The organism is Steroidobacter denitrificans (assembly GCF_001579945.1).
GTDB lineage: Bacteria > Pseudomonadota > Gammaproteobacteria > Steroidobacterales > Steroidobacteraceae > Steroidobacter > Steroidobacter denitrificans.
The window spans coordinates 2,511,655-2,525,456 of the sequence record NZ_CP011971.1; the positions used below are offsets into that span (position 1 = coordinate 2,511,655).

The 13,802-nt window shown below is 55.7% G+C and carries 12 protein-coding genes; 4 read left to right on the plus strand and 8 right to left on the minus strand.

The genetic code is table 11. The features are described from left to right. Positions 1-188 precede the first annotated feature (188 nt). Positions 189-803, plus strand: a complete 615-nt coding sequence (locus tag ACG33_RS11330) for a PP2C family protein-serine/threonine phosphatase (RefSeq protein ID WP_066921271.1) — start codon at positions 189-191, stop codon at positions 801-803. Between the two features lie 262 nt (positions 804-1,065). On the opposite strand, the gene ACG33_RS11335 is transcribed toward ACG33_RS11330, so the two are convergent. The 7 genes from ACG33_RS11335 to ACG33_RS11365 all read right to left on the minus strand — a co-directional run bounded on the left by ACG33_RS11335 (position 1,066) and on the right by ACG33_RS11365 (position 9,453). Then, complete coding sequence (locus tag ACG33_RS11335) at positions 1,066-2,322, minus strand: acyl-CoA dehydrogenase family protein (protein WP_066921273.1); 1,257 nt, start codon at positions 2,320-2,322, stop codon at positions 1,066-1,068. A gap of 297 nt (positions 2,323-2,619) precedes the next feature. Beyond that, a complete protein-coding gene (locus ACG33_RS11340; RefSeq protein WP_066921275.1) occupies positions 2,620-3,666 on the minus strand; it encodes a phosphotransferase family protein in 1,047 nt (348 codons plus the stop codon). 31 nt (positions 3,667-3,697) lie between these two features. Beyond that, positions 3,698-4,681, minus strand: coding sequence for a winged helix-turn-helix transcriptional regulator (locus ACG33_RS11345; RefSeq protein ID WP_066921277.1), 984 nt, complete (start codon positions 4,679-4,681; stop codon positions 3,698-3,700). A gap of 112 nt (positions 4,682-4,793) precedes the next feature. Continuing rightward, a complete protein-coding gene (locus tag ACG33_RS11350) occupies positions 4,794-6,263 on the minus strand; it encodes a UbiD family decarboxylase (protein ID WP_066921279.1) in 1,470 nt (489 codons plus the stop codon). Between the two features lie 157 nt (positions 6,264-6,420). Next, the gene (locus ACG33_RS11355) at positions 6,421-7,563 is read right to left on the minus strand and encodes a thiolase family protein (RefSeq protein WP_066921281.1); all 1,143 of its coding nucleotides are present in this window, start codon (positions 7,561-7,563) and stop codon (positions 6,421-6,423) included. A gap of 27 nt (positions 7,564-7,590) precedes the next feature. Continuing rightward, positions 7,591-8,031: a Zn-ribbon domain-containing OB-fold protein gene (locus tag ACG33_RS15795; protein ID WP_210399032.1), complete on the minus strand. Its 441-nt coding sequence runs from the start codon at positions 8,029-8,031 to the stop codon at positions 7,591-7,593. Between the two features lie 105 nt (positions 8,032-8,136). Continuing rightward, entirely contained in the window at positions 8,137-9,453 is a 1,317-nt protein-coding gene (locus tag ACG33_RS11365; protein ID WP_066921284.1) for a hypothetical protein, read from the minus strand. Positions 9,454-9,950: 497 nt separating this feature from the next. On the opposite strand from ACG33_RS11365, the gene ACG33_RS11370 reads away from it, so the two are divergent. The 3 genes from ACG33_RS11370 (at position 9,951) to ACG33_RS11380 (ending at position 13,222) form a co-directional block, all read left to right on the plus strand. Continuing rightward, complete coding sequence (locus ACG33_RS11370) at positions 9,951-11,114, plus strand: acyl-CoA dehydrogenase family protein (protein WP_066921287.1); 1,164 nt, start codon at positions 9,951-9,953, stop codon at positions 11,112-11,114. A 235-nt stretch (positions 11,115-11,349) separates the two neighbouring features. Next, entirely contained in the window at positions 11,350-12,117 is a 768-nt protein-coding gene (locus ACG33_RS11375; RefSeq protein WP_066921289.1) for an SDR family NAD(P)-dependent oxidoreductase, read from the plus strand. A 115-nt stretch (positions 12,118-12,232) separates the two neighbouring features. Further along, positions 12,233-13,222, plus strand: coding sequence for an NAD(P)H-dependent flavin oxidoreductase (locus ACG33_RS11380; protein ID WP_066921291.1), 990 nt, complete (start codon positions 12,233-12,235; stop codon positions 13,220-13,222). 88 nt (positions 13,223-13,310) lie between these two features. On the opposite strand, the gene ACG33_RS11385 is transcribed toward ACG33_RS11380, so the two are convergent. Beyond that, complete coding sequence (locus ACG33_RS11385; protein WP_066921293.1) at positions 13,311-13,790, minus strand: pyridoxamine 5'-phosphate oxidase family protein; 480 nt, start codon at positions 13,788-13,790, stop codon at positions 13,311-13,313. Positions 13,791-13,802: the final 12 nt, after the last annotated feature.

Sequence of the window (13,802 nt, forward strand, 5' to 3'; positions counted from 1 at the left end):
AAAATAGATCGCTTACGCCGTAGATGCAAAAATCTATTGCGCAACGACGAAAACCGGGCTGATTGGTAAAAGCAGAGGCACATGTCTACACATAACGGCCAACTCCTTACAAAAAATCACTACAGCTACGCCCAGTATGGTGACTCGCCAAGTTGCTTCGCACTCGTTTCACTACTAAGATTTCAGTCATGATCTCAGTCACTCATCGCATCGAAAGCGGCGGACAGAATGAGGATCGAATATTGGTGGAGCGCAGCGACCGTCGTACCATAGTCGCAGTATGTGACGGGATGGGAAACGGCGGCCGTGGCGCGCAGGCGGCTGAGCTTGCGATCTCCGAGCTGGAACGTGTTTGGCGGGGCGGTGGTTTTATAGATTGGTCGCGCACGCTGCGCCGCATCGATCAGCTACTCAAGCTCCAGGTTCAGGGCGGCGAAACGACCTGTGTGGTGGCAGAGATTTCAGACACCGGTAGCTGCAGGGGAGCCAGTGTAGGCGATTCCGGCGCATGGATGCTTCCGACCGGCAGTCCGATTCGCGACTTGACGATAAACCAGGTTCGAGCACGTCTCGGCTCTGGCCAAGCGGGGCCCTCTCAATTCAAAATGCAGTTAATGGGCCGCCTACTGATAGCGTCCGATGGATTGCTGAAGTATGTTCGTTTGACTGATATCAAGACTTATGCCGCCCGCGGTGTAGAGGCTCTCATTGACAGCGTACGCCTCAAGGACGGCGCGTTACAGGACGACGTAGCCATGATTCTTGTCGAACCATGCGCGCCTTGCACGCTGAATCAAGCTTAGCTCGTGAAAATTGGCTCGTGCTTGTTTCACGACTCAAGTTGAACTAGTTTCGTCCCGACACCGAGGATGAACGCGGCACCGAAAGTTGTACACTTGCCGAGTCAGTGATCAATGAACTGCATGATTCCTGCGGCCGCTCCCGAGGGCGAATGGTAGGTCGTATATTTTTCCGATATCGTCGCGGTCGCGGCAAGACAGGCGAGATATACCGAGATGAGAACCGCGGACAAGGCGGAATCATCGCCTCACGATAGCTGGATGTTCACGCGTCGGACCGGCGGGGCGAGGTGAAGTATGCGGCCGTCAAACCTAGACCTTCGCGGTGTACTTTCATTTCCATACGCGCGACGGAGCGCAGATGCACCTCGTCCGGTCCATCTGCAAACCGCAGGCAGCGGGCCAATGTCCAATGGTCGGCAAGAGGGGTATCGGAACTGATTCCCATTGCACCGAACGCCTGCATTGCCCGATCGCAGACCGTGGCGTACATCATCGGAACCGCTGCTTTTATCATCGCAATTTCCTTGTACGCCGCCTTCGCACCCAGTTCATCAATCATCCATGCGGTCTTGAGCACGAGTAGCCGTGCCTGATCGATCTCAAGGCGCGAACGGGCAATCCAATCGGCAATTACTCCATGCTGATAGATATACCGACCGAATGTCTTGCGCTCCCGGACACGCTCGATCATAAGCTCTAATGCAAGTTCCGCAGCACCGATCGAACGCATACAGTGATGGATGCGTCCCGGTCCGAGGCGGGCCTGCGCCAGTGCGAATCCACTGCCCGGCTCACCAAGAAGGTTCGACGTGGGCACACGTACATCCCGGAACACGACCTCGCAGTGTCCCTCCGGCGAGATATGATTCATGACCGAAATGTTGCGAATCACCTCCACGCCCAGCGTATCGCGCGGAACAAGAATCATACTTTGCTGTGCATGGGGAGCAGCATCCGGGTCTGTCTTCCCCATGACGATGAAAAGCTGACAGTTCGGATGGGCGGCATTGCTTATGAACCACTTACGGCCGTTGATGACGTATTCATCTCCATCGGCCCGTATGGATGTCGTAATGTTCGTAGCATCCGAAGATGCCACGTCAGGTTCGGTCATCGCATAGGCTGATCGAATCGAGCCATCGAGGAGCGGGACGAGCCATCTTTGGCGCTGCTCCGGGGTTGCGAACATATGCAGTAATTCCATGTTACCCGTATCCGGAGCGCTGCAATTGAAAACTTCTGACGCCCATGTGACGCGTCCCATGATTTCCGCGAGTGGCGCATACTCCAGATTCGTCAGTCGAGTGCCGGGCTCGTCATCACATAGATGCGGCAGAAAGAGATTCCAAAGACCTTCTTGCTTCGCGTGCGCCTTCAGATCCTCCATGAACGAAACAGGGAAGATACCTTTGCCGGTCTCTTCGTGATGCTGGCGAATACGCGGTACGATATGCTCATCCATGAAATTACGCACTCTCGAACGCAGCGCTTCCACTTTATCCGAATATGCGAATTCCATCGTCTAACTCCTTTGGCTCTGAATCTGAATTTGGATCGAGTTGTAGCTTTGCATCGACGATACGCCTCTCATCATTTGCTCGCCCACGGATCGCTACCGCCCCGCCTGTGCGATATCGGCGTTTCGCCAGCGACACACTAGATCGCGTTGATCTTGATATTTCTGCCGTCGTATATACTGGTTGACGACTAGATCAGGCCGATGACTGCATGAATGAAAGCTGTAGAAGTACTCCTCCTGCGGCACTGCCGATTCCGAGGAGAGAAGGCGGCGTAGAGTTCGCCGATCGCGCAGCCTTCATCGACTTATCGCCTCGAGTCCTGCCTTTGCAACTACCTCAACCGTCGCTCCGCTCTCCAGAGCGTGCGCGTTGGAAGCATTTCCCGCCAATGCGCGCTTGTAGACACCTTGCAGGATGGCGGCCATTCGAAAGAAGCTGAACGCAATATAGAAATCCCAGTGAGAAATCTGAGCTATACCACGCAACTCGCTGTACTGCTGAACAATTTGCGCTTCGGTCGGAATGCCGAGTTGCTCGCGGTCAATTCCAGCAAGACCCGGAATATGCTCATCAGGTCGCAGCCTAGGCGTTGCACAGAAGTAGGCCAGATCGGCAAGTGGATGGCCGAGTGTCGACAGCTCCCAGTCCAGCAACGCTTTAGCGCGTAGCGTCTGGGCGTCGAATATCAGGTTATCGAGACGGTAATCACCGTGAATGAGGCTGCACTGACCATCGTCAGGCGGCATTCTTGCAGCGAGCGCCTCCATCAAAGCTTCCATCTCGCCCCGCTTGGTCGTCTCCGATGCGCGATACTGCTTGGTCCAGACCGATAATTGGCGCTCGAAGTAACCTGTTCGTCGCCCCCAATCGCCAAGTCCAAGCTGATCCACATCGAGACTGTGCAGGGCAGCGAGAACGCGGATCAGCTCCGAATAGACGACTCTACGCTGCTCCGGTGTCAGTTCCGGTAGCGCCGGATTCCAATAGCTCGATCCCGGCTCGAAGCTCATGATATAGAACATGCTACCGATGACGTTGGTGTCAGTACACAACAGGTAAGGATAGGGAACCGGTACGGCAGTTCCCCGCAACACGCTCAGTACGCGATACTCGCGATCAACTGCATGAGCGGACTTGAGCAAAGGCCCAAATGGCTGCCGCCGAAGTACGTACTTTGAACTCGGAGCCGTCAGCAGGTACGTGGGATTCGACTGCCCACCAGCGAATTTTTCCAGTCTGATCGGTCCAGCAAAACCCTCTAGGCGGTGTTCCATAAGATACGCTTCCAGCCGCGAAACATCGATTTCGCATCCAAGCGCGCTCGTCGGTTCTCCGTCTGTCATTAGTTCTCCGTCTGCAGGGGCCGATCGCGAGTCAGACCAGAGACATGCTTCGGCCAAGATCCGTTTCATCTGTTCGATCCGAAATTTGCAGGACTCGTGGATCGACGTGCGTGTTGTCAAGGCGTACAGGACCATTGCAATGTTTACACAGCAGATCGGCGGTCAGCGGTTGGCCGCACTCCAGGTGTGTCGCAAACGGTCGGCTACCACCGGCAAGCCATCGCTCCGCCCAGCGAAATAATTGCAGGGTCGGCAGCATGAAATCCCAGCCTGCCGGGGTCAGGTGATACTCGAAACGATCCGGCTTCTGTTGATATAGACGCATATAAACCAATCCCATGATCTGCAACTTCCTGAGTCGCTGCGCCAGTGTCGCGGGAGATAACTGCGTCCAGCGCTCGAGTTCATCGAATTTATGACATTCGCGCAGCAAAGCAGCGATCACAATCGTAGCGCAACGATCACCCCATAGCTCTACCACCCGGGGTGGTTGCAATCCCTTCGAACGACCGTCCGTGGCGGTCCGGCTCGACAGCCGCCGGTAACGCGGCGATGTCTTGGTGTCATATAGCGTCGCCTCACGCTCGACCAGGCGAATCGTCCCTTCCTTCGGCTCCACACCGCACACGTGACATACGCTGTAGCAGCGCAGCGGTTGACCGCATGCATGTAACCATGGGGTTACGAACGCGTCTTCGCGCGGATGCCATCTCAATTGCCATTCTCGAATCGCCATCTGAAACGGAAAGAGATCGATACCCTTCTGAGTCAATTCGTAGGTAGGGCCGGCGCTGCCACTATTACTGGTCGTCTTGACCAATCCCGCCTTGACTATCTGCTTGAGCCGTATACTGAGGGTTACCGGCGACACGCGCAGCCAAGCCATGAAATGCGACCACTGCCGCGCGCCGATATAGAGTTCACGGCAAAGTAGAATCGTCCAGTAATCTGCAACTATATCGAGCGCGGCGCGGATCAGTGAGCGTCCTGCTGTGCGGTTCCCATTGGTCATCATTGGCCTTGTATCATTTACTACTGGTTTTCTACTGAGCGGACGAGCAGCCCTGTATCTCTGGCGCGTATTCGATAATCGCTTGCCCTGGTATCAGGCATACAAGCGTGCGCTCTCAAACACGCTTAGCGGCCAGCAGCCTCGCATATTCTCCCTGTTCAGATATCGCCTTGGAGATCTCTGCGTCAGTGAACCACTTGCGCAGGTCCACCGCTGGATATTCACCCCGCCAATAGTGCTGCTGTTCTGCCTTCGGCCCGGTAAGATCCAATCCGACCCGTGCAACGGGCTTCAGAGGTCCGCCTACCCTGCGTCCGTGCTGCGGGTCGGGTATAACGATCATGTTACTCTGCGCGTCGAGTCGAGTATTCATCGCCCAAATTATTTCATCCGCATTATAGATATCGACGTCAGAGTCGACAACGATTACAAGTCTAAGTTGAACGCTCAACGAGAATGCAGCCAGAATCAGATTACGTACGAGAGCATCATCCCGACGAAAGCGCTTCTTGACCTGAATGACCAATCCCAGCTGTTTCATACTGTCGAGCGCATTGACATCCGTGATCACGCCTGGCGACAAGCGATCGAGATACTCCAGCAGCACCCCATCGTTCACGAGCCGTACGATATTGGGCAGCTGCAGCGAATGAGCCAGCCATACGTCGAAGATCGGATCGTCCCGCCGCCGCGTAATACCCGTAGCTACAAATTTATAGGTGATCTCCGCCTCCCCCTCGTGTCCATGCCACTCGGGAAAAAAAGGTGCATACGCCTCCGGATCCCTCGCACGCAACTCGCTTTCGGCAATGCGCGCACTCGTGTCTACATAACCTTCGATAACCCACTCGGCATCCGCGAGAGCCATGGCAGCTATGGTCTTGGCACGACAGATATTCACCCCTCGACCTTGAAGCCCACCCGCCATCGCCAGTTCGTCGCTACCGGCAGGAATAACCGAAGGAATACCTCCTCCGGCCGCAACGGCCATTACCGCCGGCGGTGGCGACACGTTGATCGTCAGCGGCAGATTCTGCCCGGCTTTGCGGCGGGCCAACACCCAGTGCTCGAAATGACTACCGGGGATGAATGCCAGGCTTGCCCAGTCCTTTCCCTGGAAATGCAGGCGCTTATACGAAAGACAGCTGCCGATATCATCGCCCGACAGCAGCACCAGACCTCCCAGGATTCTGCCGGGATCGGTTTCCGTGTACGTAGGAATCGGCATTGCGCTGAGAACGTCAACTTCCTCGCCGCGGATGACCACCTCCTGCGAGGGCGCAGCGCCTATCTCCTTTGCGGATACCGGCGATTTGAATGCGCTCAGACCGGCATGTTTGAGATTTTTCAGGTCTGATGCACCGAACAGTTTACAGACACGTTCGTTCGTTGAAAAAGGATTACCGAAGATACGCTGTCCAGGGTAGCCCTTGATATTCTCGAAAAGTACGGCCGGTCCGCCTTCAAGAGCCTTGAGAGCTCCGGTGATCTCAAACCTGGGATCGATCTCTTGGTTGCTACGGATGATCCGATCTTCGGCGAGCAGCTCGTCGACCAGCGATCTTACGCTCGTGACATTAATCATCGTCGACACTGCCTCACTGGAACTGACGCTCCGAGAATACGAAGCAACCCACACCGCACCCTATCTGCCCCACCACTCGCGACGGGCAGGTTCTTGATCCACAAACCCGGATGGCATCGATGAATACAAGTCGCTGATTCGCCCTTCATCCGAAGCATTATCCGCCAAGTATCGCAACGGCGCCAACGCCAGGTGCACCATAAACCTGACTATATGCGATCTGTGGCGACTTGCCGACCTGCCGCGAGCCCGCTCGTCCCATGAGCTGTACGTAGTTCTCGTAGACCTGACGTAGACCCGAAGCGCCGATGGGTTCACCGCACGCAAGGCAACCGCCGTCCGTGTTGATGGGAAGACGCCCTTCCAATCGAGTAGCCCCCTCTAATAACATACGTTCCTGCTCGCCCTCCTCGCAGAAACCGTTTTCGGCCATATGCATGATTTCGGAGCCCGACTCGGTATCCTGGATCTGGGCGAGGTCGACATCCTCGGGACCCAGACCACTGAGTTCATAGGCAGCCTGCGATGCCAGCACGGTGGCGGATGGCCCCGGTTCGATGTCGATGGATGGCGCGTACACCTCATAGGATCCCCTGACCCGCGTACGGACGGTCACTGCTCTCACCCGCACACCACGTTTACCGAGTTCGCGGGCCTTTTTCTCACTCGCCAGCACGACCGCAGCCCCCCCATCGGATGGAGCGCAGAACATGTACTTCGTCAGCGGATCGTTGATCATCTGAGAATTCCCGATGGTGTCGAGATCGACTGGCGACCTGCGCCAAGCGTGATCGGCTCGCGACCCGTTGATATAAGCTTTCTCAGCCACACGCGCCAAGGTGCTTGGCGAGATGTCATACAGGTCCATATAGCGACGAATTTTGATGCCGAAATATTGTGTCGTCAACATGAATCCCGCCTCGCCATACCAATCCGGAAGCCCCCAGTCCGCGGCTCTGGTGATGAAGGCTCCGCGCGGATGCTTATCGAACCCAACGACCAATCCGAGATCGAACTCTCCCGCCTTGATCGCCAGATAGCCAGACAGCAGTGATGACACTCCGGTCGCACAGCCTGTATAAACGTTGATGAATTGAGCCCCGGTCAGACCAAGTCTGGGAATGACGGCATCGGCATTACCAGCATCATGTGAACCGCCATATCCGAACTGCATGTCCTTCCATTCCACTTCCGCATCCTGCAAAGCCAACCGTGCAGCATGAACCCCCAATTCGAGTCCGGATTTTTCTGCACGCCCGAAAGGATGTATCCCGGCACCAATGATATATACGTCACTCATGCTCTCAATTCTCCTGTCGCATCCCGATCAGATCGTGGGCCGGAACGCATAAATCGTGACCTCGGTCCCATCCGCATTCGTCGAGAATACCCGCGTCGTCAATTCCATAGGTTGGCCGACCCGAAGGGTATCCGGTTCAGCCTCAATATAGCCCTCGACGATGACTTCATCCGGAATCGAGAGGAATCCGACGACAAACGGACGGAAGTCATCTTTACCCGCGCCGGCATAGGGTGGCGATCCGGGCCGAAACCGCTGCACCGTCCATCCCCAAAGCGTTCCTTTCGAACCAAGAAGCATTCGCTCGTAGAGTTCCCGCTCCGAGCCGCCAGGCAGCGGGAAGACGACGCGTCCATCAGTCTTATTTCGCCCTCCTACGAGGCGTGGTCCTGCAGATGTCTCCTCAAATAGATCCGGTGCGATATGACGCCGTTTCATAGCTCCGCCTTTGACGAATCCACTATCCATTCAAACGCCTCTGTTTGCTGTTGCCGACACCTTGCAAAACGCCTTGACGAATCCTTATCAAGAGCTTGACCGCCAAGTCTCTTGCGGGGACCGGAGTTGCGACAACTAGCGATCCCACTCGACCACCAGCTCACAGCCATAGTCGCCATAGATCTTCCCTTTCGTACGCCGCGCCCGCAGTTCGGGATTCATCAGCTTGACGAGGTTTCTCTCGAACGCCGTCTCGACATTGCACATTCTCCAATCGCCCTGCCTCGCGCAATAGTTGCAAGTAGCTGGGATACCGAGAGAATGCTGAATGACCACACGGTCTGCAGATATCTCCGGAAAAGTCAGTGGTGCACGGCCATTCACGTCGTACATAAAGCAGATATAGCGCGCAGCCTCGATAGGACCCATCTCGCTCGGTGTCTTGATGTGCCCACGCCGACGTCCCAGTTGATACTCAGATTCCGCGAGACTGCCATAGGCCTTTTCGATGAGGTCGTAGCCTTCATCGCCGTACAGCTCGGCAATCATCGTACGAAGAGCTCCAGCCTCTGCGGAAAATTTCCTCGTGCAGGAAATGTGCTTGGCTTCCCAGTGCATGACCTTCGGAGCGACGCGTTTCGTCCATGAAGACGGATCAACTGGCATGTCCAGCATGATCTTCTTATAGACTTCCGATTGCTCGAGCTTTGGCCGTACCAAAGGTGGTCTGACGGCAGGATCCTTCTGCGAGAAATCGTCATCGTCCTCCCATTCGATACAAACTTCACAGGAAAAATCGCCAACGGCTCGTGTCTTGGTGACACGGCTGCGAAGCTTCGGATTCATCAACTTGACGATCGCGCGCTCCCAACCTCCTGTCATCTCGCACAGACGATGATCGCCCTTTCTAACCCCATAGTGACACAGATCACAGCCACCTCCCGATTCGAAGTAACCCTGAAGTCGCACACGCTCGTTGGTGGCTTCTGCAATGACGAACGGCTGAAGATACTCGACGTCATAGATCGTACAAATGAAATTGGCCGCCTCGATCGGACCACACTTGTCAGGCTCCGGTATGAGCCCCTTTTTTCTCGCCTTACGATAGTCATCTTCCGCAAAACTGGAATAAACCGCATCGATGATCTGATATCCCTGATCTCCATAGACTTCAACGAGCAAAGTCCTGAAGAGTCCAACCTCGAGCGCGCCGCGGCGCCCCGCTGCTCTATGTTTCTGTTCTGCAGGTAGAACCCTCCACGTGAGCTTCTCCTGGTGCCACCGGGAAGGATCGACGGGCTTGTTGTGAAAGACATTGGCATAGAACTGCGACATGTCCTTGGCAGGCCGCAGGACCACGGGACGATCTTCGTTCGGCCGATTCTGGTCCAACGGACTCCACGCAGGAGCCTTGCCGTACTGCGCCAGCTTCTTGAGTTCCCAATCCTGCATGACCCATTTCCTCGAGAATTACTGAGACGAGAATTACTGAGAATTGAAAATCACCGTCACTGGATGCCGCCTGCTGCGGACGAAACCTCTGATCGTGCGTTGCAGCAAGTCTCGCTGTATACGCGAATGGAGACTGACGCAATCGCCTCGAAGCGCACCCAGTGCTTTAAAGCGGTCGCTCTTCGCACACCAATGGCGAGTAACTACCTTAAGCGAAGTAACTATCCCATACTGCAGTTATCTTGTAAAGAATGACAGCATAATTTATCGTATAATTATGGCGAATCTAAATTGCTTTTATAATAAAAGTAAATAATTATTCATATGTGATATCACATCCAGGTCACCGGCTTCATGCAGTCTTCGAACATCGGCAGGAAAACGCTCCCCGCGTGGGAGCTTCCCGAGAGGGAAATGAGCGCTACCGTTCTCAAGTGGGTGCGTTGCGCCCGCATACATGTCAATAATCGATCGTTTCTCTGTTAATGAGTGCGTATATGTACTTCACAAACGAACCTGAGCACATCGGCGTGTTGCGCACGACGATTCATCGCTTCATCGAAGCCGAGCTGCCTCGTGATAAGGCGCGCAGGCTAGACCGCGAAAAGACTTTTGATCGCGACTCATTCCGACGTCTGACAGAGTTGGGAATCTGCGGTCTCACTGTTTCCGAGCATTTCGGAGGGAACCGCGATCTCGTAGCTGCGGTGATGGTAATCGAGGAATTGTGCCGGCGGGGCACATCGTTGGCGGGCCCCTTTATCCACTGTGCCTTCTATGGTGCCCTCAACATCGAGCACAATGGTTCGGAACAGCAAAAAGAGGAACTTCTGCCCCGCCTGCTGCGTGGGGAACTTATGTTTTCATACGGTCTTTCCGAACCAGACGTCGGAGGAGATCTCGCCAGCGTCGGGACCCAAGCGCGGCGCGAAGGGGATGAAATTGTGATCAACGGCGTCAAACGCTGGTGTACAGGCGCGAGGTTCGCCGACTACATCTACTGTCTCACACGATCTGATCCGGAAGCGCCCCGTTATCGCAATCTCTCATTCATACTCGTTCCGACGAGCGCACCGGGCATCGTCGTTACGGACATCGAACATATTGGGCTTCGCTATGCCGAAACGTGTGACGTCGTCCTAGAGAACGTTCGCGTGCCCGCTGCCAATATCGTCGGCGGTGAAGTAGGCTGGAACAATGGCTGGGGGATGCTTGCCGGCCCGGCGCTCGATATTGAAAAGATAGAGGTCGCAGCGTGTGCGCTAGGCATTGCCAGCGCCGCGCTGGAGGACGCTTGGCAGTACTCGCAGGAGCGCAGACAGTTCGGCAAGGCCATCTGCGGACATCAGGCGGTGCGTCATTCTCTGGCGGATCTCAGGACGAAACTGCACGCCTGCCGCCTAATGCTCTATCATGCAGCGTGGCTCGCCGACAGCGGCCGTGCATGCACGGTTGAAACGTCCATGGCGAAACTGTTTATTACTGAAACTGCACTTGAGGCAGCCATCGCCTCGCAGCGCATCATGGGCGCCTATGGCTGTGCCGAGGAATACGACATGGAACGACACGTCAGGGATCTGCTGGTGATGCCCATCATTGGAGGATCTTCGGACATGCAAAGGAACAATATCGCCAACCGGCTTGGTCTTCCTACTCGCTAAGCCGTAGACGGCGTTGGCCGACGTGATCCAAGAACACGGAATACGGATAGTCGAAGTCGGTGAATCAGCAGTCCACTGGTCGAGCTGCAATCGGTCGGCCGTAGAAATTCCGTGCAGAAACCACGAGAAACTCGTGTGTCATCCGCTAACTTTTCAACAGGCACTATCGTCCTAATTGACCTTGAGTCGAACAATGCACGTAAAACCGACACGCCAAATCAAGACAGGAGGCGAGATGTTCGATCTCAGCGGCCAGGTAGCGGTCATCACAGGGTCGAGCCGCGGAATCGGTCGCGCGATCGCACATGCCTTGGCGCAGGCTGGTGCGCGCGTCGTCGTATCCGGCCGCAAATTGCCGGCCTGTGAAACCGTAGTCGAGGAGATCCGCGAGACCGGCGGCGAAGCGGTTGCGGTTCCCTGCAATGTCTCCGACAAGACCCAGCTCGAGCACTTGGTCTCTATGGCTATCGACACTTGGCAGCGCCTCGACATCGTGGTGTGCAATGCAGCGGTGAACCCGTACTTTGGTCCGATGACTGGAATGAGCGACGCGGTCTACGACAAGATCATGAACAGCAATGTGCGCAGCAATTTCTGGCTGTGTAATATCGCAGGTCCGCACATGGTGCGTTCCGGCGGCACCGGCTGTTTTATTCTCATCTCGAGCATCGGCGGCAATCAGGGTAGCGACACGCTTGGCGTCTACGGCATGTCCAAGGCGGCCGATTACGCACTTACACGCAATCTCGCGGTCGAGTGGGGACCACGAGGGTTACGCGCGAACTGCATTGCACCGGGTCTGATCAAGACCGATTTCTCGCGCGCCTTATGGGAGAACCCCGAGCTACTGGCCGGCGTCGAGGAGGCCACACCGGTACGCCGCATCGGACAGCCCGAGGACGTCGGTGGCGTAGCGCTGTTTCTCGCTTCCCGTGCGGCCGCCTATGTGACGGGCCAAGTCCTCGTGGTCGATGGCGGCATCACTGTAAAAGAGCCGGCTTAGCTATCGAGGCCGATTTCCGGCGTATGCCGGCATCACGTTCACACCATGAGCGGATGATCGCTGCTGCACCACTATTAACCTTACTGCCATTACTTAGCCGGAGTCGATCACCACAATGAAGCGCGCGTTTCCATTCCGGCTGCGGCTTCCAATAGTCGCAGCACCGATGTTCATCATCACTGGTCCCGAATTGGTGATAGCGGCCTGCAAAGCCGGCATCATTGGGGCATTTCCGACGATGAACTGCCGCACGGAAAACGAACTTGAACGCTGGATGAGCGAGATCAAGATCGCCGTCGAGCACGCATCTGCTAGCTGCGCCGGATACGCCGTCGCTCCTTGGGCTGTTAACCTGGTCACGCACTCGACCAACACCCGTCTTGGGGAGGATCTCGCCCTTGTGGCCAGATACCGTCCCCCGATCGTCATTACCGCCCTCGGGTCTCCACGCCCGGTCATGGAGACGGTACGGAATTACGGCGGCATCGTGATCGCCGATGTAATCAATATCAGCCTCGCCCGCAAAGCCGCCGAGGCCGGTGTCGATGGCATAGCCTGCGTTTCCGCTGGAGCCGGTGGCCATACGGGCCATCTCTCGCCCTTCGCGTTCCTGTCGGCTGTCCGCGAGTTCTTTGACGGTTGGCTCACTGTAGGCGGCGGCATCAGTGACGGGGCAGGCGTCGCGGGCGCGATCGCGGCGGGCGCTGACCTCATCTACATGGGCACCAGATTTCTTGCCACGGAAGAGTGCCGAGCAGTTCCCGCATACAAACGCATGGTTATCGAATGCGGACCAGACGATCTGATCGTCAGCGCGGCCGTCACCGGCACCCCAGGCTCCTGGTTGAAGCCCAGTCTCAAGGCGTGTGGAATCGACCCCGATTCGTTAGGCGGCTCTCGACCTCGCGACTACGCTCCGAGCGACGAAGCTTACAAGCGCTGGCGCGATATATGGGCTTGCGGCCAGGGATTGCAGGTCATCCGCAGTATCGAACCTGTCGCCACCGTCGTAGATCGACTCGAAAGGGAATATGCGATTGCACGCGATCGGTTCTACCGCCTCAACGGCGAAATCGTAATTCACGATCCCAATTCGCACCGCTAAATATCAAAGCATTTTCAATATTTTTTGTGGCGCCGATGAATAGATTTGAGATGTAGCGCCATAGTGGATAATCGCACGATCAGCAAAATCACGAGACCCTTGTCGCGGTGAGTTGCGCACGTGACCATTCCTCCCGATATCCAAAGCTTCGAGCGTTGTCGATGAAACGAAGTTTATTCACTGCAAGTTCATACCAGCGTGCCTTCAACAGCGAAGGTCCAATCTCGCTGGATGCGGCACTGGAGGTAAATACTTCGGGAAATTTTGCTACATATAGATGTTGTGCAGCCTCACTTTCCGATCCTGCCAGTTCTCGGCCTATAGCGTTCATCTGCACTCCCTTGATGCTGGACCAATCTATATAGTCCTCATGAATCGTAATGGCCACTCGAGGATCAGCCAACATATTGCGGCAATGGCGCGTATGGGGTGCGGATACAAAATAGAAATTCAGTCCATGATTGACATAGAAGACAGCAGCCGCAGCCACTCCTTCCTCACCGGCAGTGGCCACCACCATAACACGATGTGTCTGCAGATAATCAAGCACTCGCTTACGCTCATCCATGTTGAGTATCTA

What these genes read in the sequence shown, in the direction of transcription:
- ACG33_RS11330 (WP_066921271.1), top strand. Translation starts at nt 189, where the DNA reads ATGATCTCAGTCACTCATCGCATCGAAAGCGGCGGACAGAATGAGGAT.
- ACG33_RS11335 (WP_066921273.1), bottom strand. Translation starts at nt 2,322, where the DNA reads ATGGAATTCGCATATTCGGATAAAGTGGAAGCGCTGCGTTCGAGAGTG.
- ACG33_RS11340 (WP_066921275.1), bottom strand. Translation starts at nt 3,666, where the DNA reads ATGACAGACGGAGAACCGACGAGCGCGCTTGGATGCGAAATCGATGTT.
- ACG33_RS11345 (WP_066921277.1), bottom strand. Translation starts at nt 4,681, where the DNA reads ATGATGACCAATGGGAACCGCACAGCAGGACGCTCACTGATCCGCGCC.
- ACG33_RS11350 (WP_066921279.1), bottom strand. Translation starts at nt 6,263, where the DNA reads ATGATTAATGTCACGAGCGTAAGATCGCTGGTCGACGAGCTGCTCGCC.
- ACG33_RS11355 (WP_066921281.1), bottom strand. Translation starts at nt 7,563, where the DNA reads ATGAGTGACGTATATATCATTGGTGCCGGGATACATCCTTTCGGGCGT.
- ACG33_RS15795 (WP_210399032.1), bottom strand. Translation starts at nt 8,031, where the DNA reads ATGGATAGTGGATTCGTCAAAGGCGGAGCTATGAAACGGCGTCATATC.
- ACG33_RS11365 (WP_066921284.1), bottom strand. Translation starts at nt 9,453, where the DNA reads ATGCAGGATTGGGAACTCAAGAAGCTGGCGCAGTACGGCAAGGCTCCT.
- ACG33_RS11370 (WP_066921287.1), top strand. Translation starts at nt 9,951, where the DNA reads ATGTACTTCACAAACGAACCTGAGCACATCGGCGTGTTGCGCACGACG.
- ACG33_RS11375 (WP_066921289.1), top strand. Translation starts at nt 11,350, where the DNA reads ATGTTCGATCTCAGCGGCCAGGTAGCGGTCATCACAGGGTCGAGCCGC.
- ACG33_RS11380 (WP_066921291.1), top strand. Translation starts at nt 12,233, where the DNA reads ATGAAGCGCGCGTTTCCATTCCGGCTGCGGCTTCCAATAGTCGCAGCA.
- ACG33_RS11385 (WP_066921293.1), bottom strand. Translation starts at nt 13,790, where the DNA reads ATGGATGAGCGTAAGCGAGTGCTTGATTATCTGCAGACACATCGTGTT.